The sequence below is a fragment of the Olleya aquimaris genome (assembly GCF_003259525.1).
In the GTDB taxonomy this organism is placed as follows: Bacteria; Bacteroidota; Bacteroidia; order Flavobacteriales; family Flavobacteriaceae; genus Olleya; species Olleya aquimaris.
Window position 1 is genome coordinate 54,751 of the sequence record NZ_QLLO01000011.1, and the last position, 25,250, is coordinate 80,000.

At 31.4% G+C, this 25,250-nt stretch carries 24 protein-coding genes and 2 rRNA genes (1 of these 26 running past the window's edge); 20 read left to right on the plus strand and 6 right to left on the minus strand.

The window, feature by feature from the left end:
- The first annotated feature begins 149 nt into the window (after positions 1 to 149).
- Entirely contained in the window at positions 150 to 1,577 is a 1,428-nt protein-coding gene (locus LY08_RS12865) for a hypothetical protein (RefSeq protein WP_111660859.1), read from the plus strand.
- Positions 1,578 to 1,646: 69 nt separating this feature from the next.
- Here the strand turns inward: LY08_RS12865 and LY08_RS12870 are convergent, their stop codons facing one another.
- The 4 genes from LY08_RS12870 to LY08_RS12885 all read right to left on the minus strand — a co-directional run bounded on the left by LY08_RS12870 (position 1,647) and on the right by LY08_RS12885 (position 5,461).
- Positions 1,647 to 2,003 (minus strand): heavy-metal-associated domain-containing protein, encoded by a 357-nt coding sequence (locus tag LY08_RS12870; RefSeq protein ID WP_111660860.1) that lies wholly within the window; start codon positions 2,001 to 2,003, stop codon positions 1,647 to 1,649.
- A gap of 11 nt (positions 2,004 to 2,014) precedes the next feature.
- Positions 2,015 to 4,246 (minus strand): TonB-dependent receptor plug domain-containing protein, encoded by a 2,232-nt coding sequence (locus tag LY08_RS12875; protein ID WP_111660861.1) that lies wholly within the window; start codon positions 4,244 to 4,246, stop codon positions 2,015 to 2,017.
- Between the two features lie 2 nt (positions 4,247 to 4,248).
- Positions 4,249 to 4,980, minus strand: coding sequence for a heavy-metal-associated domain-containing protein (locus LY08_RS12880; RefSeq protein ID WP_111660862.1), 732 nt, complete (start codon positions 4,978 to 4,980; stop codon positions 4,249 to 4,251).
- A 70-nt stretch (positions 4,981 to 5,050) separates the two neighbouring features.
- Complete coding sequence (locus LY08_RS12885) at positions 5,051 to 5,461, minus strand: HYC_CC_PP family protein (protein WP_245907591.1); 411 nt, start codon at positions 5,459 to 5,461, stop codon at positions 5,051 to 5,053.
- Between the two features lie 130 nt (positions 5,462 to 5,591).
- Here LY08_RS12885 and LY08_RS12890 point away from each other — a divergent pair, with 130 nt between their 5' ends.
- The 19 genes from LY08_RS12890 to LY08_RS12980 all read left to right on the plus strand — a co-directional run bounded on the left by LY08_RS12890 (position 5,592) and on the right by LY08_RS12980 (position 24,283).
- Positions 5,592 to 6,383, plus strand: a complete 792-nt coding sequence (locus LY08_RS12890) for a DUF3108 domain-containing protein (RefSeq protein WP_111660864.1) — start codon at positions 5,592 to 5,594, stop codon at positions 6,381 to 6,383.
- Positions 6,384 to 6,389: 6 nt separating this feature from the next.
- The gene (locus LY08_RS12895) at positions 6,390 to 6,719 is read left to right on the plus strand and encodes an FUSC family protein (protein ID WP_111660865.1); all 330 of its coding nucleotides are present in this window, start codon (positions 6,390 to 6,392) and stop codon (positions 6,717 to 6,719) included.
- Positions 6,720 to 6,780: 61 nt separating this feature from the next.
- Complete coding sequence (locus tag LY08_RS12900; protein ID WP_111660866.1) at positions 6,781 to 7,818, plus strand: M28 family peptidase; 1,038 nt, start codon at positions 6,781 to 6,783, stop codon at positions 7,816 to 7,818.
- A 95-nt stretch (positions 7,819 to 7,913) separates the two neighbouring features.
- A complete protein-coding gene (locus LY08_RS12905) occupies positions 7,914 to 9,458 on the plus strand; it encodes a M28 family peptidase (protein WP_111660867.1) in 1,545 nt (514 codons plus the stop codon).
- A gap of 83 nt (positions 9,459 to 9,541) precedes the next feature.
- Positions 9,542 to 10,021, plus strand: a complete 480-nt coding sequence (locus tag LY08_RS12910; RefSeq protein ID WP_111660868.1) for a hypothetical protein — start codon at positions 9,542 to 9,544, stop codon at positions 10,019 to 10,021.
- A gap of 294 nt (positions 10,022 to 10,315) precedes the next feature.
- Complete coding sequence (locus tag LY08_RS12915) at positions 10,316 to 11,056, plus strand: tudor domain-containing protein (RefSeq protein ID WP_111660869.1); 741 nt, start codon at positions 10,316 to 10,318, stop codon at positions 11,054 to 11,056.
- Positions 11,057 to 11,607: 551 nt separating this feature from the next.
- Positions 11,608 to 12,159 carry a hypothetical protein gene (locus tag LY08_RS12920; RefSeq protein WP_111660870.1) on the plus strand — a complete coding sequence of 184 codons (552 nt, stop codon included), beginning with the start codon at positions 11,608 to 11,610 and terminating at the stop codon, positions 12,157 to 12,159.
- A gap of 17 nt (positions 12,160 to 12,176) precedes the next feature.
- Positions 12,177 to 12,725 carry an STM3941 family protein gene (locus LY08_RS12925; protein ID WP_111660871.1) on the plus strand — a complete coding sequence of 183 codons (549 nt, stop codon included), beginning with the start codon at positions 12,177 to 12,179 and terminating at the stop codon, positions 12,723 to 12,725.
- A 149-nt stretch (positions 12,726 to 12,874) separates the two neighbouring features.
- Positions 12,875 to 13,630, plus strand: a complete 756-nt coding sequence (locus LY08_RS12930; RefSeq protein ID WP_111660872.1) for a hypothetical protein — start codon at positions 12,875 to 12,877, stop codon at positions 13,628 to 13,630.
- Between the two features lie 212 nt (positions 13,631 to 13,842).
- Positions 13,843 to 14,088 carry a hypothetical protein gene (locus LY08_RS12935; protein ID WP_111660873.1) on the plus strand — a complete coding sequence of 82 codons (246 nt, stop codon included), beginning with the start codon at positions 13,843 to 13,845 and terminating at the stop codon, positions 14,086 to 14,088.
- Between the two features lie 243 nt (positions 14,089 to 14,331).
- Positions 14,332 to 14,694: a hypothetical protein gene (locus tag LY08_RS12940; RefSeq protein WP_146603229.1), complete on the plus strand. Its 363-nt coding sequence runs from the start codon at positions 14,332 to 14,334 to the stop codon at positions 14,692 to 14,694.
- Between the two features lie 79 nt (positions 14,695 to 14,773).
- Positions 14,774 to 15,451 carry a tRNA (guanosine(37)-N1)-methyltransferase TrmD gene (trmD, locus tag LY08_RS12945; RefSeq protein ID WP_111660875.1) on the plus strand — a complete coding sequence of 226 codons (678 nt, stop codon included), beginning with the start codon at positions 14,774 to 14,776 and terminating at the stop codon, positions 15,449 to 15,451.
- A gap of 261 nt (positions 15,452 to 15,712) precedes the next feature.
- Complete coding sequence (gene rplS, locus LY08_RS12950) at positions 15,713 to 16,066, plus strand: 50S ribosomal protein L19 (protein WP_111660876.1); 354 nt, start codon at positions 15,713 to 15,715, stop codon at positions 16,064 to 16,066.
- Between the two features lie 817 nt (positions 16,067 to 16,883).
- Complete coding sequence (locus LY08_RS12955; RefSeq protein WP_111660877.1) at positions 16,884 to 17,456, plus strand: pentapeptide repeat-containing protein; 573 nt, start codon at positions 16,884 to 16,886, stop codon at positions 17,454 to 17,456.
- A gap of 155 nt (positions 17,457 to 17,611) precedes the next feature.
- Entirely contained in the window at positions 17,612 to 19,837 is a 2,226-nt protein-coding gene (locus tag LY08_RS12960; RefSeq protein ID WP_111660878.1) for an NADP-dependent isocitrate dehydrogenase, read from the plus strand.
- Between the two features lie 73 nt (positions 19,838 to 19,910).
- Positions 19,911 to 22,283 (plus strand): TonB-dependent receptor, encoded by a 2,373-nt coding sequence (locus LY08_RS12965; protein WP_111660879.1) that lies wholly within the window; start codon positions 19,911 to 19,913, stop codon positions 22,281 to 22,283.
- A gap of 4 nt (positions 22,284 to 22,287) precedes the next feature.
- On the plus strand, positions 22,288 to 23,124 hold the full coding sequence (locus LY08_RS12970; protein ID WP_170120615.1) for a DUF4249 domain-containing protein: 837 nt from the start codon (positions 22,288 to 22,290) through the stop codon (positions 23,122 to 23,124).
- 108 nt (positions 23,125 to 23,232) lie between these two features.
- Positions 23,233 to 24,051, plus strand: a complete 819-nt coding sequence (murQ, locus tag LY08_RS12975) for an N-acetylmuramic acid 6-phosphate etherase (protein WP_111660880.1) — start codon at positions 23,233 to 23,235, stop codon at positions 24,049 to 24,051.
- Positions 24,041 to 24,283, plus strand: coding sequence for a DUF6095 family protein (locus LY08_RS12980; RefSeq protein ID WP_111660881.1), 243 nt, complete (start codon positions 24,041 to 24,043; stop codon positions 24,281 to 24,283). Before murQ ends, LY08_RS12980 begins: the two co-directional genes overlap by 11 nt.
- 65 nt (positions 24,284 to 24,348) lie before the next feature.
- Here LY08_RS12980 and rrf read toward each other — a convergent pair.
- A 5S ribosomal RNA gene (rrf, locus tag LY08_RS12985) occupies positions 24,349 to 24,455 on the minus strand.
- Between the two features lie 101 nt (positions 24,456 to 24,556).
- Positions 24,557 to 25,250 (minus strand): 23S ribosomal RNA (locus LY08_RS12990); it runs 2,127 nt beyond the window's last position.

A 25,250-nucleotide genomic window follows, 5' to 3' on the forward strand; every position in this document is an offset into this window, starting at 1 on the left:
TATATTTTAATTTTGTGCAAAAGTAGAAAATTAAGCCGAAACAGAAACTATACATTGGTCTTTAATAAGTTTTAACAACGCCTTAACACGAGAACAATAATGCAAAACATATTTTTGTTTATAATATGATTGCCCTTACACACTAATATATGTCTTTAAGACCCTTTTTATATATAGTTATTTTATGTAGTGCTTTTTTGTCTTGTAAGAAGGATACAAGTGCACCAGAAGAGGTTTCTGCTTTTTTTGGTGGAGAAATTATCAACCCTAGTAGCAACTATATTATTATTTATAAATCTTCAGATATTATTGACACCGTATATCTAGATGCCAATAACCGATTTAAATACACTTTTAAAGATTTTGACTCTGGTTTATATCATTTTTATGACGGAAAAGAATCGCAATCGTTTTTAATTCATCCTAATGATAGTATCATGATACGTGTTAATACGGTTGAATTTGATGAGTCGTTAACCTTTAACGGTATTGGAGAAAAAGAAAACACTTACCTTATTGATCTTTTTCTTGAAACCGAAAGACAAGAACAAGAAGTTTTAAAAATTAGCCAATTAGAACCTGAAGCTTTTGAAGAACAACTATCCAATATAAGGCAACAAAAATTAAAAAAATTAAAACAATTTACTTCTAAACATAAAGCTTCAGAGCTATTTACAACCTTTGCTAAAGCTAATATAGACTACAATTACTATTATAGTAAGGAAGCTTATCCCTTTATAAACTACAGTAAAAGTGAACATGAAATTTTTAATGGTTTACCAGAAGACTTTTTTGACTTTAGAAAAGAAATTGATTACAATAACGAAACCTTAAAAGACTACAGACCTTATGTCTCTTTTTTAAGATTTCATTTTAATAACATTGCTTTGCAAGAGCACTTTAAACACTCTAAAGATAGTATTTACAATAACCAATCGTTAGACTATAACTTAGATAAATTAACGTTAATAGACCAAAAAGTAACTGATACATTTATAAAAAACAGACTGTTATATTATAACATGATTAAGTTTATAAATGCTTCTAAAAGTGTTGATGATTACGATACGCTTTTAACTTCTTTTAATGAAAAAAGCACCAATACCGAACATAAAAATAAAGCCAGTAAATTAGTAAACTCTTACAAACGATTAAAACCAGGTCAAGTCATTCCGGATTTAAAAGTGGTTGATAAGAATGAGAAAATATCGTCACTAAGACAACTTATAAAAAGACCTACCATAGTGTACTTTTGGGATGTTAAAGACAGATATCATTTAAAAGTATCTCATGATCGTGCTAAGGAGCTACAAAAAAAGTATCCAGAGTTTGATATTATGGCTATTAACATAAATGCTATTAGTAGTCGAGAGCAAGCAGATATTTTACAACGTAACAACTTAAACCTTAATAACGAGTATCGATTTGAAAACGTGGATAAAGCAATAGAATTGTTATCTATAAAACCTGTAAACAAAGTATTTATATTAGATAAAAAGGCAAGAATAGTAAACCCTAAAGCTAATATGTTTGACATTACTATAGAGCATGAATTGCTAGCACTAATAAATCAATAACACAATACATTATAAATTAAAAAAGCCTGCAATTTGCAGGCTTTTTTTGATACAATACTTTTTAAAATATTATTCTTTTTTGTGGTCTTCTTTAACGTCTTCGTCTCTGTATTTACAACAAGCATGAATACTATCATAAGCTTCATCTGGAGCTTTTAAATCTTTGGTATCATGTCCAACTGCTGCTATATTAGCTTCAATTGTTTTTAAGTCGGTTTTATTTTCGTCAAAGATTAATTTTAATTCGTGTGTTTCTACATCCCAAACTGCGCTTTTAACACCTTTGGTTTTAAAACAAGCTTTTTCTATTCTTGATTTACACATCATACAAACTCCGTCAACCTCTATACTTGCTCTTTTGTTTTTATCTTGAGCAAAGGTTATTGTAGTTGCCATCATTAATAATACTAATACTAATTTTTTCATTTTATAAGGTTTTAATTTAATTTATATCTTAATCCTGCATAGTACATGCTTCCAAAAATTGGACCATACACAAAGTTAGTATCAAAACTTGAGCCAAACGGGTTGTCTGCACTAACTATTGGATTATTTTGTTTAACATCGGTAACATTTTCTCCACCTAAATATACTTCAAATTTTGGAGAAAACACTTTAGTGACTTGTGCGTTTAATGTGCCAACAGATTGTGAATAGTCACTTAATCTATATTGAATAGGATTATTTAATGTTGACGCAAAACGTTGTTCACTTAGCCAATTATAAGTTACATCAAACTTCCAATTGCTATTATTTTTAACTTCTGTCTCATAAGCCACATTAGCAAATAAACGGTGTTTAGGTGTTAATGGTTTTATTAATTTACCAGACTTATATTGCGTTTTAATATCATAATATTTGTAAGCTGTACGAATATCAAAATTATTAAAGGGATTATAATTAAATTCTGCCTGAAAGCTATTAGCATAACTATCTCCTTCTAAATTATAAAAATTGACTTCTTGAGCATTTTCTAAATCTACGACCACTTGATTCTGAAAATCGGTACGATAAAAATCTAATGTAATATCTGCACCTCTTCCAAAAAGGTTAAACCCTTGTAAATAAGACACACCATAATTCCATGCAATTTCTGGGTCTAAACCATAAATATTACCATTGGTGTTTAAAATGGAAAAGTCTCTAGAGGATGCAAATAAATTCTGATTTTCAGCAAAAATATTAGCACTACGTTTTCCACGTCCAATAGAGGCTCTTAACGCAGATTTTCCCCAAGGAGAATAGCGTACATGTAATCGTGGTGTAATAAACTCGCCTAACAAATTATGAATATCTGCACGTAAACCTGCAGTTAATGTTAAAGCTTCAAGATTATCAAAAGAATATTCAAAAAATCCACCAAACGATCGTTCTGTTCTACCAAATTTTTGTGCAATTGCAAACTCGTCGTAGGCATCATACGTAAAATTAACTCCCGTTTTTATTTTGTGTCTAGAATCGTCTATTATAGAATTATATATCACATTAGAATATATACTTGTATGATCTATATTGTATTGATTTAACCCAAAATAAGAGTCTTGAGAATGATTACTAAACGCAAATTGAACCCCTAAACTTTGCCAAGGGATTTCTGGATTTACATATCCTAGTTTTGCCGACACTTCAATACGTTCAGTATCTATTTCGCTTCCCCAAGCATTAATGGTTAATTTATCCGTTTCTGGATTAAAATTGACTTGTCCAGATTGATTATTATCTGTTAAATACCTAAGATTTAAAAAACTAACTATACCCTTTTCTGGATTGGTAAATTGCCAACGATTCATTACGTTAACTTGTTGTTTTAAAGGAACATCTAAAAACGAATCGTTGTTTTTATCAAATTTCTGATCTCTTAAATTACCATGTATATATAATCCAGTATCCCATTTATCGGATACTTTTGTATTAAAATGTGTATTTAACTCTAATCGACCATTTACTGAAGCATAAGCATTAACAAACAGCTTATTATCTGTAGTTGGTTTTACAAGCTCAGCATTAATTTGTCCTGCTATGCTTTCAAAACCATTCACAACACTTCCTGCACCTTTAGTAATTTGAATACTCTCTACCCAAGTCCCTGGAATAAAACTTAATCCATAAGCTTGAGAAGCACCTCTTATAGATGGTATGTTTTCGGTAGCTATAAGGATGTATGGACTAGCTAATCCAAGCATTTTAATTTGCTTTGTTCCGGTAACAGCATCGCTAAAATTAACGTCAATAGACGGATTAGTTTCAAAACTTTCCGATAAATTACAACAAGCTGCTTTTAACAACTCGTCACTACTAACCAATAAGGTGTTTTGTGCTTTTAGATAAGATTTTGCAGTCGCTTGCTTTCTAGCTTCAACTACTACTTCATCCAAATCGTTTGTAGGCTTCAAAGCATGTTTTATTGGTGTTGCAGTGGTAATAGTTAACGTGTCTGTTTTATAACCAACATAGCTAATTACAAGTTTTTTATATTGGGTATTATATGGTAATGAAAATTGACCATCTATATCTGTAGATGTACCCACGCTTGTATCTAACCAAATTAAGTTAGCGCCAAATAAAGGTTGTTCTGTTTCATGTCCAGCATCATAAATAGTTCCTGTTAAGGTCTCTTGTGCAGTCATTACTAATGGCAAAAAGCCAAGTAAAATCAATAATTTTTTCATAATTAACTATAGATTTTAATTAGCATCCAAACAGCCATAATCAACATAATGGTGTTTTCTATAAACGTTGCTTTGGTCATTGGTAATTTTAAAGCAGTCCCTAAGCAAGCACATTGTATTGCTTTTTTATCTAGTAACGTTTTTGTGACTCCAATGGTGGTTATTCCTAAAATTACAACTGTAATTATTAGGGCTAATGGAATTTGAATTCGCATTAAAAACAATACACCTAAAGCCAATTCTAAAAAAGGATATATCCATCCGTATGCAGGAAATACCTTAGCTAGTGGATCGTACATTTTAAAACTTTCAGGAAACCCCTTTAAATCTAACAATTTAAAAAAGCTAAATACAATGTAGAATAAGCCCATAAAGTCTAGCATAAAACTAGAACCATTCCAAGGATTATAATTTAATAGTATAGCTGCAACTGTTATATATCCAAAGATTAAAAATAATGGAAACAGCTGTTTTAAATCAGATTGCTCCTCCTCTATTAAGTTTGAAGAGGCAAACACATTTTGTGTTTTTGGTTTTTCAGTTATTTGGTATTTGTTTGGTAAAGCCTCTTGTAATTGTTGCGTAGTAAGATGTTTAGACATGCTAATAGTTGCTTCAGATTGTTCTAAATTAACCGTTACTGAAGTAATATCTTCTAGTGCTTCTAAAGCTTTTTCTACAGATGCTTTACAATTATTACAGGTCATTCCTGTAACTGTGTATGTATGTGTCATTGTATTGTGTAATTTGATTATTAAATGGTTTTAAGGTATTCCGCTTAAGCGGAAACAATAAAACAAGTTATCAAATTATAAATACATCATGAAGGACTTGGTAGTCAATAACCAAGTTTGGGGGCGAATAATGTCTATGTGGTACAATTTGTTTTGGTAGACTTTGGTATAACTGAGAATAGCTATACACAAAAGCGGTAAAAACAAATTGTGCATTGGTATCAAGATCGTTAAAATTAAGTTTTAACTGGTCTTGACCTTTGATAATTTCAACAACATCTTTACAACAAGATTTTTTGGTTACAATTGTATTTGTAGTTGCAGACACTTCCATACCACAATTTTTAGCTTTTGTAAAAATTGCAGTATCTATTAAATGATCACCACAGTAATGTTTTTCAACAGTAAAAGAAAATGTTGAAAACAACACTAAAAGTGCCATTATGGATGCAAAACCTTTATGTATAATGGTTGTTATCACAGTGCAAATTTACAAAAATGTTATTATTTTAATCGGTATTTATCAAATCATTAACAGGTTTCAAGATTTTAAACAATATTTCGGCACAATTAATGTTAAGTTATATCTTTGACAACTAAATAATAGACTTATGAAAAGTAAACTAGCCCTATTAATTACACTTTTTGCCTTAACTTTTAGTTTTGGGCAAGACAATAAAGCCTTTAATGCTGGTGAAAAATTAACGTTCACTGCGTCTTATAATATGTCTGGGATTTTAACAGATTTAGCTGAAGTTAAAATGGAAACTAGCCAGTTAAAAACTAGCTCTTCTACCCTCATGCATTTAAAATGCACAGCAACAACCTACACTAACTTTGATAGTTTTTTTAAAATTAGAGATTTATACGAAAGTTACGTCAATCCAAGAACCATAACACCTTATTTATATAATAGAGAAATTAACGAAGGTGGTTATTACAAATACGTTAAGTATAAATACAACCATAATACCAATTTGGTAGAAAGCTTAATTAGAAAGAAAACCAAAAACACAGCATCTGGTTTTTGGGATCAAAATAAAAATGTAAAAATTAATAGCGGAACAAGAGATATTGTAGCAACTATTTATAAAATTAGAACTTTAGATATTAAAAAAGCGCCAATTGGTGCATCAGATACCTTTACTGTATTATTTGATAATAAAGAAACTAAGTTTAGTTTTAAATTATTAGCTAAAGAAACTATTAATACCGTATTAGGTAAAAAAGAATGTTACAAGCTATCTATTAGCGTTGCTGGCAGCAATGTCCTTAAAGGAAATAACGCCAACCTATTGTGGTTAACCGCAGACGAAAACAAAGTACCTGTGTATGCTAAATTTAAAATAGCAGTAGGTAGTGGCGAGTTAAAATTAAAATCGGCAACTGGATTAAAAAACTAAGCAACTATGAAAAAAGCAAGTATTATTTTAGGGCTAATTTTTGCGATAATTGCAGTTATTTTAGCAGTTTTACCATTATATAAATTAGCGTTTATACCTGGTGTTTTAGCATTTATTTTTGGTTTAATTGCCTTTTTAAAAGCAAAAAAAGACGCACAATCCACACATCTTATCCAGGTTGTATTTTTACTTACTATTATTAGTTTAACCTTAGCCACCTACAAAGCCATTTATAGTGTATCTGAAGTTGGTGACACCAAAGAGTTAGAACAGACAGAACAAAAACGCAAAGAAGAAGCTAAGGAAGAATTAGAAGATATAATCATTACAGATTAAGTAAGAAGATTAGGTCAACATACTGATTTTCTATATATTTATGCTCAATTTTTTGAGTTAAATGAAATTATATTGTGTTCTTTCTGCGTTAATTTTAGTTGGATCTTGTGCTTCGACCAAGTACAGTACTAAGATAAAAAATTTAGAAGCTGGAGTAGTTATACATACTCCAAAAACCATTACCGCTTACGCTGAAACAATACAAGCCGAAACCTTAAAAGCACACTTATACCGTTTTGCTTCTAACGAATTTAAAGGTCGCGAAGTCGGTACAGAAGGACAGAAAAAAGCATCTCAATTTTTAGTAGATTTTTACAAATCGGAAGGCTTACTTCCTGCTGCAGAAGACTCTACGTTTATGCAAAAAATTCCTAAAGACTTTCTTCCAGAACAATATGAAGCCTCAGAAAATATCGTAGCCTACATTAAAGGTACCCACTATCCTGATGAAACTTTAATTATCTCAGGACATTTTGATCATCTAGGTGTAGAAAATGCCGAGCTTTTTTATGGTGCAGACGATAATGGCTCTGGTACAGTAGCCATCATGGAAATTGCTCAAGCCTTTAAAATTGCTGAACGCAATGGTGTATCTCCAAAACGCAATATTTTATTTCTTCATCTAACTGCAGAAGAAATAGGCCTACAAGGTTCTTACTATTACACCAAAAACCCATTATTTGCATTAGACAAAACGGTTGCTAATTTAAATATAGACATGATTGGTCGTGTGGACGATAGGCATATTGACAATCCAAATTACATCTATTTAATAGGTGCAGATCGCATAAGTAAAGAGTTACATTATATTTCAGAAAAAGTAAACCGTATTAATACTAATTTAGAGTTAGACTATAAATATAATGCAGAGGACGATCCCAACCACTACTACTCGCGCTCTGACCACTACAACTTTGCACAGCACAATATTCCGGTTATCTTTTATTTTAATGGAGAACATCCAGACTACCACAAACCTACAGATACTGCAGAAAAAATCAATTACCCATTGTTAGAAAAGCGTGCGCAACTTATATTTTCTACAGCTTGGTATATTGCCAATATGGATCATCAGTTAATTAGAAACGAAGATATCTAACCCAAAAATTTTGTCTTTAAAATCACTTTAAATTGTGGTTTTAACTTATTTTTTCTTGTATTTTTGAGCGTATAACTAATTAAACTCATTGTTAAATGAAATCTATACTATCAATAACCACGTTAAGCTTATTATTTATTGCTTGTGGCAGCTCACAAAAAGGAAGTAAAACCAGTGTAAAAGTTGCAGACCCAAGTGTTTATGCACAAACAATAACTCAAGACGATTTAAAAACTGCATTATACCAATATGCTTCAGACGAGTTTGAAGGGCGAGAAACTGGTGCAGAAGGACAAAAAAAGGCAGTTAACTTTTTAAAAGAGCATTATATAAAGTATGGTGTTCCTGCAGCAAAAGCAGATGGTAACTACTTTCAGGATGTGCCATTAGAGTTACAATCTACACCAGACGTCACACTAACAATAAATGGTAAAACTTTAAAAAACCTAGAAGATTTTGTATCTATAAACCCAATGGAAACTAGCCAACTACAAGCTACAGAAATTGTTAATTTAGGATATGGAATAGAAGATGATAACTATTCAAGTTATGAGGGAGTGGATGTTACAGGTAAAGTGGTACTTTTTAAACACGGAGAACCTAAAAACGAAGATGGTACTTACGTAATCTCTGGAACCGAAGAAACCTCAAAATGGTCTAATTTTAGACAACAATTTGCTTTAAAACGTGATATTGCTATGGACAAAGGTGCTAAAGCAGTATTGTTTTATCACCCAGAAGTTTTTGCTATGGCTGCTTTACGTTATGGAACCTCAAGTGGTAGAATGAGTTTAGTGGGCAACGATAAAAACATGTACTACTTTTTAATTAACGATGGTGCCTATAATGCTATAGTTAAGGAAGAGCTAACTACAAAAAACAAAGTGTTAGCAGCTAATTTTGATTTAGATTTTAAAAACAACTCTAAAGCATTATCGTCAGAAAATGTTGCAGCAATAGTTAGAGGTACAGAAAAACCAGACGAGTATATAATAATCTCTGCACATTTAGACCATGAAGGAGTAAAAAACGGAGAAGTGTATAATGGTGCAGATGACGATGGTTCTGGTACAGTTGCAGTATTAGAAATTGCAGAAGCTTTTGCTAAAGCTAAACAAGCAGGTCATGGACCAAAACGCTCGGTAGTATTTTTAAATGTAACAGGTGAAGAAAAAGGACTTTTAGGAAGTAGACATTATACAGATAACGACCCTATTTTTCCATTAGCTAATACTGTTGCTAATTTAAATATAGACATGATTGGTCGTACAGATCCAAAACGCAAAACAGGAGACCGTAACTATATTTACCTTATTGGAAGTGATAAATTAAGTACAGAGTTACATAACATCTCAGAAATGGTAAATACCAAATATGCCAATGTAGAGCTGGATTATACGTATAATGACGAGAATGACCCTAACCGTTTTTACTACAGATCAGACCATTACAACTTTGCAAAAAATAACATACCAGTCATTTTCTATTTTAATGGGACACATGACGACTACCACAGACCAAGTGATACGCCAGATAAAATAGAATACGATTTATTAGAAAACAGAGCAAGGTTAGTGTTTTATACCGCTTGGGAATTAGCTAATCGTGATGCAAGAATTACAGTAGATAAAGCACAGTAAAAGTTGTTTATTAAGAAATATTATCGGGATATAACAACTTTTTGTTAGTGATATAACTAGTTAGGTGTAATTTAAAAACTCATATGAAGAAAATAATTTTCACGTCATTTATAATCGGATTTTTCCTGTTTAGTTGTGGAACAAAACAAGTTGATAAGTTTACTTATAATTTTCAATATTACGATTCAGAAAACGACCAAACAGAAGATAAAGGGGAAACAGATTTAAAGAATATAATATCGGAATTCCGAAGTTTTCCTTGGAAAGAACAAACAAGCAAATTCAATAATCCAGAAGCCAAATCAAACCCAACAATCGGAATTAAGGATAATTTAAATGACTATGATTTTGGAATTATGTCTTATCCAGAAAATAATGAAGTTGTCTATGTAATCTATCACTCGTACAAAGTGAATGGAGAATGGGAAGAAAGTTTTAGAGAAGGATTTAGTAAAGAATCAATTGAAAAAGGACTCAAACTCTTCTTTGAAAGAAAACATAAGGAGTTACCGAAGTTTTTGGAAAAGAATTCAAAGAAAGAATTCGGAATTCCATTGAATTAAAAAAACTACACCTAACACCGTATATAATTTATTGCTAGTTCTAGCCTACTTACGAAAATCCTCGCGGATTTTCTATTCGGTTTTTATTTGCTAAATTACGTGCTAAACCACGCAACTAACCATACACAAACACGTTGGCAAAAATTAAAAACAGACAATTTGGCGATTTTGCAAAATGGAATATAATTTGCTAAGAATGAAATTAATAAAAATATAAATAGGTCAATAACGGGCTGACCAGCCAAATGATTGAAACTTTAATTGAATAATATTTTAATTTAAAACTTAATTTTTATGAAAACTATTAAATTTTTTATTTCAAGTCTTATTTTTTTATCGTTTATAATTTCATTCAATTCTTGTAGCGAAGACGGATTGATAGACGACTCATCAATTGAAACTGTTAATTTTGACGACGGAGATTTAACAGTAAAAAGAACTTCACAGACAAATCTCAATGCCAAACAAATTGGAGATTTTCACAACATCGCAGTAGATTTATTCTTAAACAACAATTACGGTAAAAGAAAAACCGTCAAGGAAATAGAACAAACTGTTGTACAATTATTGAGTGACAATTATCCTGAATTAATGGAAAATTTCAAAATGCCGACGAATCATAATTCTATTGCTTCTGTTTATGATTCATACTCAATAAATGAGTCTCAACTAGAAAGAATAATTGACCAAGGGTTTTCAGAAATAACTACGAACAGAAACATATCAAACGATTTTTATCTATTTATCAAAGATTTAACTTTAACAGATAATACAGTAGAAGATAAATTATTACAAATACAATCTTTCAGAACTAAATCAAATGATGAAACTGAACTTTTAGAAGTCTACCAAGAAGTCCTAATGGCTTCAAACGAGTTATGGAATAGAAGATGGTCAAATTCTCGATTATCTTGTAGTTCTGGTGTAATAGCTGCTGACGCTGCTAGAGCTGCTCTTGGACTATTTGGCAGTCCTTTATGGTCAATCATACAAGGTGCAGTTGTTTCAATTGCTGTAAATGAAGATTGTGAATAACATTATAAAATTGGTATGCTGAACTATCTTTCAGCATCCCTAAATTTAACTTGAATTATGAAAAAAGTAATATTCGTATTATTCTTAATTGGTTTAATATCATTATTTGTAGCTCTAAATTTTTACGAGTTAGAGAATAAGTTTTTTTATTATTTATCAATACTACTTACGTTTTTAGGTATAATACTTTATCCTTTGAATACTAAATTTAATTCATCCAAAGACTTCCTTTTTATACCTTTCGCTACATTTTGTATCTTTTCGCTATTGAACTTGTTTTGGATAAAGTCCTACAATGAAAGTCTATCTTTATTGAATGTCATATTCGGATTTTTCGGCTTTGCACAATATTTTTTAACAAAACAAAAGAGCAAAATTTTAAGAGCAAATTAACTTTTGCCAACAACGTGTATAAGCAATAGCGGTTTGGGTACTAACTCAAACCGTTTTTTCATTTAAAAAAGGTATATTGTAATTCGAAAAGTAGTTGCTTAAAATCCGCTACTGCTCATACACAAAACCGCTCAAAGTGTAATTAGGTCCTGAATTAAATGACAGAACAAGACATAAAATCTGTAATAACAGAAAAACTTAATCAAGGAATTTCAAAGTCAATTCTATATAACGAATTTAAAGATAAAATTAAGGAAGAGTCATTAAGAAAATTTTTAGCCTCAAGACCAACTTATGAATTAAAGTTGAAATTCAAAAAATCACATCTAATTCTTTCAATTATTTGGGGTTTCTTTATTCTATTGGAGTTATTCGGAATATTAGATTTAATAATATTTTTTGATATAAAATACTTTATATCGCTGATTTTGTCAATTTATATCACAATCAATATTTGGAAATTTGATGGTCGCTTTTTTCTGCCAGGAATTATATGGTTTGTCTTTACAATTTTAAATTCCTTTAGTGAATTAAATAATATATACACATATGATTCTGACTATGGTATTATTTTAATTATTTCATTTATATACAGCTTAATTTTAATTATCGGAATTTATTTAATGTACATTATTAGAAAAAATGTATTTAGTTACTATAATTGGTTTCAACCGATTTTAAATCAAGAGGATAAAATACAATTTGAATAATAACCAACTAATTTAAAATGAAAGAAAAAATTGAAATACCATTAAGTAAAAACAAACTATTTTTAGGTATTGGAGGCTCTTTACTTTTTGTAGCGTTAGGAATTTGGTTGTTTTTAAATGCAGATACTTTTCAAGAAGACTCTTATAGATTATTCAAAAACCCTATGCTTGTAAAAGGAATAGGAATAGCAAGTATTCTGTTTTTTGGTGCAACAGGGATTTTCGCTTTTAAAAAACTGTTTGACAAATCGGTGGGATTGATAATCGATTCTAACGGAATTACAGACAACTCAAACGCTTCAAGTGTAGGACTAATTGAGTGGAAGGATATTACAACTATTAAAACAGAACAAGTGATGTCAACAAAATTTCTGCTTATTACCGTTACAAATCCTGAAAAATACATCGGAAAAGCAAAAAACAGAATGAAAGCTAAACTTATGCGTACCAATATGAACATGTACGGAACTCCACTTTCAATTACTTCTAATACTCTAAAATATGATTTTAGAAAACTAGAGCAAATAATACAAACTGAATTTAAACAGAATAAAAACGTTGATTAGTAACTTAAATAATTAATTACTTGCTACTGGTCTACACAGTAATTACCTTAAAAATAACACCTGATCGATTCAATTTTTACTAAATTAGCTACTTTATCTTACCCACATGATTAAAGCAAACTAAACACACAAAAAACAAGCTTCCTAAAATGAAATTTACTATCATAATTCTTAATATTTTATTATTTAGTGTTACAATAAGTTCCTGTCAAAAAAATAATAATTCAAGAGATAGTTTAGATGTTAAAGTAAAAAATACCCTTAATTCTAAACAGACAATAGACACTTTAAAATCAAATAACAATAATTTTTCTTTATTAATTAAAGGGACTAAAAATTATGATATACTTTTAACTTCTGTCCAGAAAGAGGAATATGAAAAGGCTTTACAAATTAAAACAGCTCAAATAATTGATAAAACTACAATTCCCTCTCAAATTAATGTAACAGAAGAATGTTATACAGTTACTACAGGAACAAGGACTATTAAAAATTGCTTAAAAGATGACGAGCAACTTATTAGTGTCTCCTATCGTGGATTTATAAAAAATTTAAATAGTTGTGTTGTTTCTGAAAATTGGTTTGAATCTAGCATCTCAAATCTAATAATTAACCTAGAAGATGGATCAACATCCTATGTATCTGGTGACGAGCTTATTTTTTCTCCAAACTTAAAATTTTTATATAGTTATGCTAATGATGGAATTGATTTTGATGGTATTTCTTTGCATCAAATAATAGACAAAAAAGCTCTTCCAATTTTAATTACAGATTACAGCTTAGAGGAAAAATATAAATTTGAATTTAGTTCTTTTAATAAAGCATATTGGGTCTCGGATACTAGTTTTTATGCCACTAAAGATAACCAGTATTACAGATTTAAGATTCAAGATAAACAAAATTAAAAAAGAAAATAAATCGACATTTAACAACGCATATAACAATTGCTAATACTAACTTATTATGGGATTCCACATAGGTTTTCAATTATATTGTTTAAACTACGTTAGGTAACAAAAACTCCTAACACGCTAGAAAATAAAAGCTTACACAACCACATTGCAGCTCATTTTTAGAAATTAGCACAACAAGACAATAGTTTGAGCGTTTTATGACTATGAAAAAACATCAAATAATATATTTAGCAATAATAGCACTTATTAATTTGGGTTGCGATAAAAGCGAAAATAACATAGAAGTACCTTCAGCTGAAAGTTTCTTATTTGAAGATGGTTTTGAAACGCAAAATGACATGTTAGACGAATTGTTTCCTTCAAATGGAAATCGATGGTCAACTATCCAACAAACCGATCCAACAAACGCAACGAACGAAATTTCAATTTCCAATACTGAATTTAACTAGGGACAAAACTCACTTCGAATTCTTGCTTATCAGTCGGATTCTGACTTATCAAAAATAGATATCGAAAAAAATGGACTAAACATAAGCTCTGGAGATAAGGTTACCATTAAAGCAGATTTTTATATAGTAGGAACAGAACCAATTGATAATTTATTACTACTTGATTTAGAATGTTGTTCTTGTTGGGATCCAACTGTTGGCGATAATTACGGTTCTGAAAACCAATGTCCTGGAGTACGATTAATGATGTCTGGAGGAAATGATTACCTCTCAATTGAAAGAGGAAAAATATCAGGAACTACAATTCAACAAACAAATTTTGCATTTCCGAGAAATCAGTGGGTTACTGTTCAATGGGAAATGACAATGTCAGATAATGAAGATGGACTAAATCGTTTAATTATCAATGGAACAGAAGTTATTAATCAAACTGGAATGAATATGCCAAACGCTCAGGTTTTTGAAGATGTTTTTCTAAATCAAGGTATTAATTTCACACTACAAGAACCTACTTTTTACGAGCGTGTGCAAATTGGAGCAACAGCAAATCCATCAGCTGGTAATATAGAACTATTTGTAGATGATTTTTCAATATTGGTAGAATGATAAATAACAACATATCCCAAAAATCAACCAACACGCATCCAAACATTTCATTTATCTTTGCTAATTATAAAGTAACACTATGCGCATAGATATTATAACTGTTTTACCAGAATTACTAAAAAGCCCTTTTGAAGCCTCTATTTTAAAACGCGCTATTGAGGCTGGTTTGGTAGAGGTTCATTTTCATAATTTAAGAGACTATACCACAGACAACTACAAGTCTATTGACGACACACAGTTTGGTGGTGGTGCAGGAATGGTCATGATGATAGAGCCTATTGACAAATGCATTACTAAATTAAAAGCAGAACGCCATTACGACGAAGTCATATACATGACACCAGATGGCGATACCCTTAATCAAGGGATTGCCAATCAAATATCCTTAAAAGAAAACATTATTATACTTTGTGGACATTATAAAGGTGTGGACCAACGTGTACGTGATTTATTTATAACTAAAGAAATCTCTATTGGAGATTACGTGTTGTCTGGTGGAGAACTAGGTGCAGCAGTGCTTTGTGATGCAGTAATTAGGTTAATACCTGGTGTATTAGGTAACGAAACATCTGCACTAACAGACAGTTTTCAGGATAATTTATTAGCACCTCCAATTTATACAAAACCCAGAGATTACAAAGGTCATAAAGTACCAGATGTACTATTAACAGGTCATGCAGCAAATATCGAAAAATGGCGAGAAGAGCAAGCTTACCAACGCACTAAAGACAGACGACCAGATTTATTGGAAGATTAGAACAGCAAGATTTTTCGATGAATTAGATTACTAGATTATTAAGACAGATTAAATATTGTAAGTTTAAAACTAATTACTTCTCACTTTACACTTTACACTTTGTACTTTATACTTTTCACTACTCCCTTTTTACTTTCAAACTTTTTTACTTTTATACTTTTTACTTTTCACTTTTTACTTATATTTGCACCCAATTTCGGATTAACCTCTGGCGAGATACGTGAATGTTGCTCTGAATCAATCATTTAAAATCAAATAAAGATGGAATCTTTAATAAAATTTGTACAAGACGAATTTGTAACAAGAAAAGACTTACCAGAATTTTCAGCTGGAGACACAATTACTGTGTATTACGAAATTAGAGAAGGTGAAAAAGTACGTACTCAGTTTTTTAGAGGCGTAGTATTACAAAGAAGAGGTACTGGATCTTCTGAAACTTTTACTATTAGAAAAATGTCTGGAACTATTGGTGTAGAGCGTATCTTCCCAATTAACTTACCAGCATTACAAAAAATTGAAGTAAACAAAAGAGGTAAAGTTAGAAGAGCAAGAATCTTTTACTTTAGAGGTCTTACTGGTAAAAGAGCTAGAATTAAAGAAGCTAGAAGAAAATAATTTCTTCACCATTACACATATTAAAAAGCCTAACTTATTTAAGTTAGGCTTTTTTGGTTATTAACTTTTGTTAATAACTATGGTTTATAACTAGTTGATATCTAATAGCTTATTTTTTTTGCAAACTTGTAAATAAAATATACTTTAGTAGAACAATTAATAACAATAGCAATATTGGTTGCAATGTAAAAGTTGTATTTATTTTAATTGTATTGTTTTTTGAGGTTTTGAAAATGACATGTGTAGTCGTGTTTATTTAAAAATCATGAGATTTTAAAAAGTGGGTCATGCTTGCAGGATCTAACTAGTAAAATTGAAAGTTTTAAGTCAAATAAAGGCGCGAAAGCAAATTTATTTAAAAGAAGCAATGTTTGATGACAGTAGTTATCGTGAAAACGAGAATTGAAAGATTTAAACATCAAGAAAAACAATTACTATGTACATTTAGTGGCAGGTCAATACATTTTGAAAGTCACACCCAAATGTACTATTGATTTAACGTGAGCTTGCTCTGAAAAGATGTAAAACATTAGTTTTGGATCGATTTAATGAAAATTAAATAAGACAGCACAGTGTTAATTCAAGAAAGCCATGACAATAAATAGTTAAGTCTATTATGTTATGGCTTTTGTTTTTTAGTGAAATTCTCATTTATAAAAAAATCAATAACGTATTTTAATATACTAGTTGAACTAATATCCCAAAACCCACTTTTATTATCTTTAGCATAAAAATCTTAAAGCATATTGAAATCCAGACAATGTATTAATCAATTATGTTTTTAGTACATCATTAATCTTTACTATAAACCTATACAATGAGCCTACCCTTTATAACAGACCAAACCTACAATAACAAAGACTTTAGCAAATTAGATTTACCAAAAGCAGAATACGACAATTGTACTTTTATAAATTGTAACTTTAACAATGCCTACTTGTCCTCGATATCTTTTTTAGATTGTCAGTTTTTAGATTGCGACTTTAGCAATTGTAAAACTAAAAACACAACTTTTAAAGAGGTTACTTTTAAAAACTGTAAGCTATTGGGTGTATTGTTTAATGATTGTAACCAATTATTACTGTCTATTAACTTTAATAAGTGTGTATTGAGTTTTGCTCATTTTTATAAAGTGAAATTAATAAAAACACTATTTAAAAACTCAATTTTTGAAAGTACCGATTTTACACAAGCTAATCTAACAGAGAGTACATTTGATAATTGCGACTTAAAAGCAGCTATATTTAACAATACCACTTTAGAAAAAGTAGATTTTACTACATCATTCCACTACTCGATTCATCCAGAACAAAACAAAATTAAAGGCGCTAAATTCTCGAAAACACAAATTAAAGGGTTGTTAGAGTGCTATAATATCCATATTCTTTAAAACCTCTAGTATTTTTTAATAATTCCGCAAAAAATTAAAGTTCAAATTATTAACCAATAAATAGACGAGTTAAGTCATCGTTTTCGCTTTAAAAAACCTCCTATTTTTTGTATCTTCGCCAAGCTTTAAAATAAACTAACATACAATTTACTTTTATGTCAAATTCACCAAAAATTATATATACCATTACAGACGAAGCTCCTGCATTAGCAACACGCTCATTTTTACCAATTGTTCAAGCGTTTACAGCGTCCTCTGGAATTGGATTAGAAACAAGAGACATATCTTTAGCTGCACGTATATTAGCAGTTTTTCCCGATTATTTAACAGAAGAGCAACGCGTATCAGACGACTTAGCTTTTTTAGGAGAATTGGCAAAAACACCAGAAGCAAACATTATAAAATTACCAAATATTAGTGCTTCTATACCTCAGTTAAAAGCAGCTATAAAAGAACTTCAATACCAAGGATACGCTATACCAAACTATCCTGAAGAAGTAACAAACGACAAAGAAAAAGACGCTAAACAGCGTTACGACAAAATAAAAGGTAGTGCAGTAAACCCTGTCTTACGTGAAGGTAACTCTGATAGACGTGCTCCTAAAGCAGTTAAAAATTACGCCAAGAAAAACCCACACTCAATGGGTAAATGGTCTAAAGACTCTAAATCTCATGTAGCAACAATGTCTGCTGGAGATTTTGCACATAACGAAAAGTCTGTAACCTTAACTGAAGCTAACACTGTAAAAATTCAACATACAGATAACAATGGTAACACAACCATTTTAAAAGATAATTTAGCGCTTTTAAAAGGTGAAATTATTGATGCTTCTGTAATGAGTAAAAAAGCATTATTAAACTTTTTAGAAGAACAAGTTAAGGACGCAAAGGATAAAGGTGTATTGTTTTCGTTACATATGAAGGCAACCATGATGAAAGTATCAGACCCAATTATATTTGGTCACGCTGTTCGTGTGTTTTTTAAAGATGTTTTTGCTAAACATAGCGCTACTTTCGAAAAAATTGGTGTAGATGTAAATAATGGATTTGGTAACTTATTAAGTAATTTAAACGAGTTATCAGAAACAGAACACAACACTATTTTAGCAGACATTGATGCTGCTTTCAAAGCAAAACCTGCTTTAGCAATGGTAGATAGTGATAAAGGGATTACAAACTTACATGTACCAAGTGATGTAATTATAGATGCATCAATGCCAGCAATGATTAGAAATTCTGGACAAATGTGGAATGCAGAGGGTAAATCTCAGGACACAAAAGCGGTAATACCAGATAGTAGCTATGCAGGAATCTATACAGCAACTATCGATTTTTGTAAAGAGCATGGTGCTTTTGATCCAACAACCATGGGAACAGTTCCAAACGTTGGACTGATGGCTCAAAAAGCTGAAGAATACGGTTCTCACGATAAAACTTTTGAAATTGCTGCAGACGGAAAAGTACAAGTGATTGATACAAACGGAAACGTGTTAATTGAGCATACAGTAGAAACTGGTGATATTTGGAGAATGTGCCAAGTTAAAGATGCTCCTATCCAAGACTGGGTAAAATTAGCTGTTACACGTGCTAGAGCTTCACAAACTCCTGCTGTGTTCTGGTTAGACGAAAACAGAGCTCATGATGCTGAATTAATTAAAAAAGTAAATACCTATTTAAAAGATCATAATACTGAAGGTTTAGAACTTCATATTTTATCTCCAATAAAAGCAACAGAATTTACTTTAAAACGAGTAAAAGCAGGACAAGACACAATTTCTGTTTCTGGAAACGTGTTACGTGATTATTTAACAGATTTATTTCCAATATTAGAACTTGGGACATCTGCAAAAATGTTATCTATAGTACCATTAATGAATGGTGGAGGTTTATTTGAAACTGGTGCTGGTGGATCTGCTCCAAAACACGTACAACAGTTTGTTGAAGAAAACCACTTACGTTGGGATAGTTTAGGAGAGTTTTTAGCATTGGCTGTATCTTTAGAACATTACAGCGAAGTAAATAATAACCCTAAAGCCAAAATTTTAGGTGATGCATTAGATGACGCGACAGAAAAATTATTAGAAAACAAAAAAGGACCATCTAGAAAAGTAGGAGAGATTGACAACAGAGGTAGTCATTTTTATTTAGCAATGTATTGGGCAGAAGCCTTAGCAAACCAAGATAAAGATGCAGACTTAAAAGCACAATTTGGACCTGTTGCTCTAGCTTTTAAAGCAGAAGAAGACACCATTATAAATGCTTTAAATGATATACAAGGTAAAGCTGTAGATATTCAAGGATACTATGCGCCTAATGAAGCATTAACAGTAAAAGCAATGCGTCCAATACAGTTGTTTAACGACTTATTAAAAAGTATTTAATACATTGTAAGAATATGTTAAAAGCTCCCTTATAGGGAGCTTTTTTTTTACTTTTACTTTTCAAAAATAAAATATGAAACTCTTCTCTAGCTTTTTACTCTTAACCTTATTTTTATATACTTCGGTAAATGCACAAGAAAAATTCACATTAAGTGGTAAAATAACAGAAGCTAGTAGTAATGAATCTTTAATTAGTGTAAACGTTATCATTCCAGAATTAACAACTGGAGCAGTAACAAACGAGTATGGTTTTTACTCAATAACATTACCAAAAGGGACTTATAAAGTGATTGTTTCCTACTTAGGATTTTCAGAAATCACAGAAACAATTACACTAGATAGTAATATCACAAAAAACTTTAGTCTTGAAGAATCTTTTGAAAATCTAGATGAAGTTATCATCACAGAAAATGTTGAAAAACTCAACATTAAAAAACCTCAAATGAGTGTTAATGCTTTAAAATCTTCAACCATTAAACAGATTCCTGTAGTTTTAGGTGAAGCAGATGTGATTAAAGCCATTACTTTACTTCCTGGAGTGACAAATGCTGGAGAAGGTGCTTCAGGATTTAATGTACGTGGTGGAGCTGCCGATCAAAATTTAATCTTGTTAGATGAAGCAACAGTATTTAATTCGTCACATTTATTTGGATTCTTTTCGGTATTCAATCCGGATGCTATCAAAGATTTAAAACTTTATAAAGGCGGTATTCCTGCGCGTTATGGCGGACGTGTCTCTTCTGTATTAGATATATATCAAAAAGAAGGTAACAGTAAAAAGTTTCAATTAAATGGTGGTATAGGTATTGTTTCTAGTAGATTGTTAGCAGAAGGACCATTAAAAAAAGATAAAGGATCTTTTTTATTAGGTGGACGTAGTAGTTATGCGCATCTATTTTTGCCACTTTTTGATATAGATAACGTAGCCTATTTTTATGATTTAAATACTAAGCTTAGTTATGATTTAAACAACGATAATAGCATTTATTTATCTGGCTATTTTGGTCGTGACGTATTTAGAATTGCAGATAGTTTTGACAATACTTATGGTAATTCTGTTATTAATTTTAGATGGAATCATTTATTTTCAGACAAATTGTTTTCAAACATGTCATTAATCTATTCTGACTATTACTATGGTTTAAAACTAAACTTTGTGGAATTTGACTGGAATTCAGGCATTCAAAATTTCAATTTTAAATACGATTTTAAACATTATGTTTCGGATGGATTCAAACTTCAATATGGGCTAAATAGTATCTATTACAAATTTAATCCAGGAGAAATTGAACCCTCTACTCCAACTTCTGGAATAAATTCATTTAAATTAATAGATAAATACGCATTTGAAAATGCTATTTATATAGATGCTGAGCATGATATTAATGATAAATTATCTCTTAGTTATGGATTAAGACTTAGCTCCTTTTTACGTTTAGGTCAAGACGAATTAAATATTTATGAAAATAACCAACCTGTAGTATTTAATGACGATTTTCAAATCTATGAAAAAGCAACACCTATTGACGTAGAAACATTTGATAGAAGCGATATCATTGAGAGTTTTGTAAATCTAGAGCCTAGATTATCTTTAGCTTATCAGTTAAATGAAAATGCTTCAGTAAAAGCAAGTTATAATCGTATGACACAATACTTGCATTTATTATCAAATACTTCGTCTCCAACACCCTTAGATATTTGGACGCCTAGTGGAAAATATGTTAAACCACAACTTTTGGATCAAGTTGCTATAGGTTATTTTAGAACTATAAATGACGATAAATATTCATTAGAAGTTGAAAGTTTCTACAAAAAAATTAAAAATAGAATAGATTATATAGATGGTGCAGATTTAATTGCAAATAATGCAATAGAGCAAGTCATCTTAAATGGAGAAGCCAGAGCTTATGGTTTAGAAATATTATTAAGAAAAAATGAAGGACGCTTAAAAGGATGGTTGGCATACACCCTATCTAAATCCGAACAAAAAACTCCAGGACGAACTTCTTCCGAATTAGGCATAAACAATAGTAATTGGTATAATACAGCATTTGATAAAACTCATGATATATCAATTACCGGAAGTTATGATTTAAATAAAAAATGGAAATTTAATACCAATTTTTTATTCCAAACAGGACAACCTACAACCTATCCTAATGGGCAATACGTATATAATGGTGTAAGTATACCAAGTTATAGTAATCGTAATGCAGATAGACTCCCTAGCTATCATCGTTTAGATTTTTCTGCTAATTACACACCAAAACCAGAAAAAACTAACGGTTGGCAAAGCTATTGGGTATTTAGTGTATATAATATATATAATCGTCGTAATGCAGCTTCAATTAGTTTTGGAGAAAACAGAAATACTGGAGTAAATGAAGCTACAAGATTAGCCATATTTGGTGTTATACCATCGGTTTCTTATAATTTTAAATTTTAATAAGATGAAAAACATAAGACATAACATAATAAATAAATCATTGTACTTATTGTTGATATTAATAGTATTCAATTGTGAAGATGTCATCGATTTAAAAGTACCAACTTCAGATCCAAAACTAGTCATTGAAGCCTCGTTAAATTGGTTTGATGGAACAGATGGTAGTAATCAAGAAATAAAATTAACCTTATCAGCACCATTTTTTGATTCAGAAGTTCCACCAGCAAACAACGCTATTGTAACAGTAGAAGATACAAACGGAAACACTTTTAATTTTTCAGAAGATGGAAACTCAGGCATATATAAAACAACTAACTTTATTCCTGTAGTAGACCAAGAATACACACTAAGCATAAACTACAACGGAGAAACTTATATTGGTACAGAAATACTAAAATCAGTTACACCAATAGACTACATAGAGCAAAATAATGAGGGTGGATTTTCTGGTGAAGATATAGAGCTTAAAGCTTATTATACAGATCCCGAGAATATTGAAAATTATTATTTTTATGAATTCATAAGCGATATTCCAGAATATCTAGTATTAGAAGTCTATGATGACGAGTTTACGGACGGAAATCAAATATTCGCTTTTTACACCGAAGAAGATTTAGAAGCAGGCGACCAAGTAATTATAAATAATTATGGAGTTTCAAAACAGTTCTATCAATTCATGTTTCTACTTTTACAACAAACAGCAGAAGATGGAGGTGGACCTTTCGAGACGCAACCAGCAACCGTAAGAGGTAATTGCGTAAATATTACAAACCCAGACAATTTCCCACTTGGGTATTTTAGGGTTTCACAAGCTTATCAATTTACTTATATTGTAGAATAAAATAATTATGGCGTTACCACGAGGGTCGCGCTTTCACTACTCGCTCTCTGCGAGGAGCTCAGACAAACCGTTCAATCGCTAACGCAAAACAGAACTAACAAAGAGACTATGGATTTCATAAAAACTACAGAATCTGATTCAAATTACAATCATCTAGAAAATATGTCAGTTTTGGAATTGCTTCAAAATATAAATAAAGAAGATAAAACAGTTCCAGATGCAGTAGATAAAGCAATCCCACAAATAAAAAAATTGACAGATCAAATAGTGTTAAAACTTAAAGATGGTGGAAGACTTTTCTATATAGGTGCTGGTACAAGTGGTAGACTAGGAATTTTAGATGCATCAGAATGTCCACCAACATTCGGTGTCTCTTTCGATTTAGTAATGGGTTTAATAGCAGGTGGTGACACTGCTATCAGAAAAGCTGTAGAATTTGCTGAAGATTCTACAACTCAAGGTTGGGAAGATTTAAAAAACCAAAACATTTCAAATAAAGATGTTGTTATTGGTATTGCAGCATCTGGCACAACACCATATGTTATAGAAGCATTAAAAAAATGCAATCAAAATAACATAATTACTGGATGTATTACATGCAACAAAAACAGTCCACTAAGTCAAGTATCTAAATATCCTATAGAAGTTATAGTAGGTCCAGAATTTGTTACTGGTAGCTCTAGAATGAAAGCTGGTACTGCTCAGAAATTAGTTTTAAATATGATTTCAACAACCACAATGATCCAATTAGGTAAAATAAAAGGAAATAAAATGGTTGATATGCAACTTAGCAACCATAAACTAGTAGATAGAGGTATAAATATGATAATGTCAGAATTAAACGTTTCCAGAGATAAAGCAGAAAGTTTATTACAACACCATAAAAATGTCCGTAATGCAATAAAACATCATAACAATGAAAACTAAATCTACAGATAAAGAAATACTAGTTAAAGGATTAAAACAAATGGTGATTTCATTAGCACTTATGTTTACTGGACCAACATTATTGCATGTAATATTAAGTAATAGAGAACGTTCCTTTTATATTCCTCTACTAATCATAGCTATAGTAACATGCGCTCTAGCTATATTTTTTGCATTCAAAGGTTTAAATACAATATTAAACAGCCTATTTGATAGTAAAAAATCAAGATAATTATTTATTCTTTACTAAATATAAAAAACAAAAAAACCCTTCATATTTCTATGAAGGGTTTTCAAAAAAGGCGACGACCTACTCTCCCACAATGCAGTACCATCGGCGCAAATGGGCTTAACTTCTCTGTTCGGAATGGTAAGAGGTGAGCCCCATCGCTATAATCACCTTAAATCTTTCGGTGTATGTAGTTTTACCTACTTTACCGTATATAATAACATATTGAAAAAATGATTCATGAAAATAATATTTATACTCTATAAAAAACAGGCGTACAATAAGTCTATGGGTTATTAGTACTACTTGGCTATGACATTACTGCCTTTACACCTATAGCCTATCAACGTGGTCATCTCCCACGACCCTTTAAAGAAATCTCATCTTGTGGTGGGTTTCGCGCTTATATGCTTTCAGCGCTTATCCCTTCCCAACGTAGCTACTCTGCAATGCTCCTGGCGGAACAACAGATACACCAGAGGTTAGTCCAACTCGGTCCTCTCGTACTAGAGTCAGATCCACTCAAATTTCTAACGCCCACTGTAGATAGAGACCGAACTGTCTCACGACGTTCTGAACCCAGCTCGCGTGCCACTTTAATGGGCGAACAGCCCAACCCTTGGGACCTTCTCCAGCCCCAGGATGTGACGAGCCGACATCGAGGTGCCAAACCCCCCCGTCGATATGAGCTCTTGGGGGAGATCAGCCTGTTATCCCCGGAGTACCTTTTATCCTTTGAGCGATGGCCCTTCCATGCGGAACCACCGGATCACTATGCTCTTGTTTCCAACCTGATCGACTTGTAGGTCTCTCAGTCAAGCACCCTTATGCCATTGCACTCTACGCACGGTTACCAAGCGTGCTGAGGGTACCTTTAGAAGCCTCCGTTACTCTTTTGGAGGCGACCACCCCAGTCAAACTACCCACCAAGCACTGTCCCCACATTGTGGGTTAGACTCTAGACAAGCAA

Excerpts from the sequence above, each read along its gene's own strand:
- LY08_RS12865 (WP_111660859.1), top strand. The coding sequence starts at position 150 with ATGTCTTTAAGACCCTTTTTATATATAGTTATTTTATGTAGTGCTTTT.
- LY08_RS12870 (WP_111660860.1), bottom strand. The coding sequence starts at position 2,003 with ATGAAAAAATTAGTATTAGTATTATTAATGATGGCAACTACAATAACC.
- LY08_RS12875 (WP_111660861.1), bottom strand. The coding sequence starts at position 4,246 with ATGAAAAAATTATTGATTTTACTTGGCTTTTTGCCATTAGTAATGACT.
- LY08_RS12880 (WP_111660862.1), bottom strand. The coding sequence starts at position 4,980 with ATGACACATACATACACAGTTACAGGAATGACCTGTAATAATTGTAAA.
- LY08_RS12890 (WP_111660864.1), top strand. The coding sequence starts at position 5,592 with ATGAAAAGTAAACTAGCCCTATTAATTACACTTTTTGCCTTAACTTTT.
- LY08_RS12895 (WP_111660865.1), top strand. The coding sequence starts at position 6,390 with ATGAAAAAAGCAAGTATTATTTTAGGGCTAATTTTTGCGATAATTGCA.
- LY08_RS12900 (WP_111660866.1), top strand. The coding sequence starts at position 6,781 with ATGAAATTATATTGTGTTCTTTCTGCGTTAATTTTAGTTGGATCTTGT.
- LY08_RS12905 (WP_111660867.1), top strand. The coding sequence starts at position 7,914 with ATGAAATCTATACTATCAATAACCACGTTAAGCTTATTATTTATTGCT.
- LY08_RS12910 (WP_111660868.1), top strand. The coding sequence starts at position 9,542 with ATGAAGAAAATAATTTTCACGTCATTTATAATCGGATTTTTCCTGTTT.
- LY08_RS12915 (WP_111660869.1), top strand. The coding sequence starts at position 10,316 with ATGAAAACTATTAAATTTTTTATTTCAAGTCTTATTTTTTTATCGTTT.
- LY08_RS12920 (WP_111660870.1), top strand. The coding sequence starts at position 11,608 with ATGACAGAACAAGACATAAAATCTGTAATAACAGAAAAACTTAATCAA.
- LY08_RS12925 (WP_111660871.1), top strand. The coding sequence starts at position 12,177 with ATGAAAGAAAAAATTGAAATACCATTAAGTAAAAACAAACTATTTTTA.
- LY08_RS12930 (WP_111660872.1), top strand. The coding sequence starts at position 12,875 with ATGAAATTTACTATCATAATTCTTAATATTTTATTATTTAGTGTTACA.
- LY08_RS12935 (WP_111660873.1), top strand. The coding sequence starts at position 13,843 with ATGAAAAAACATCAAATAATATATTTAGCAATAATAGCACTTATTAAT.
- LY08_RS12940 (WP_146603229.1), top strand. The coding sequence starts at position 14,332 with ATGATGTCTGGAGGAAATGATTACCTCTCAATTGAAAGAGGAAAAATA.
- trmD (WP_111660875.1), top strand. The coding sequence starts at position 14,774 with ATGCGCATAGATATTATAACTGTTTTACCAGAATTACTAAAAAGCCCT.
- rplS (WP_111660876.1), top strand. The coding sequence starts at position 15,713 with ATGGAATCTTTAATAAAATTTGTACAAGACGAATTTGTAACAAGAAAA.
- LY08_RS12955 (WP_111660877.1), top strand. The coding sequence starts at position 16,884 with ATGAGCCTACCCTTTATAACAGACCAAACCTACAATAACAAAGACTTT.
- LY08_RS12960 (WP_111660878.1), top strand. The coding sequence starts at position 17,612 with ATGTCAAATTCACCAAAAATTATATATACCATTACAGACGAAGCTCCT.
- LY08_RS12965 (WP_111660879.1), top strand. The coding sequence starts at position 19,911 with ATGAAACTCTTCTCTAGCTTTTTACTCTTAACCTTATTTTTATATACT.
- LY08_RS12970 (WP_170120615.1), top strand. The coding sequence starts at position 22,288 with ATGAAAAACATAAGACATAACATAATAAATAAATCATTGTACTTATTG.
- murQ (WP_111660880.1), top strand. The coding sequence starts at position 23,233 with ATGGATTTCATAAAAACTACAGAATCTGATTCAAATTACAATCATCTA.
- LY08_RS12980 (WP_111660881.1), top strand. The coding sequence starts at position 24,041 with ATGAAAACTAAATCTACAGATAAAGAAATACTAGTTAAAGGATTAAAA.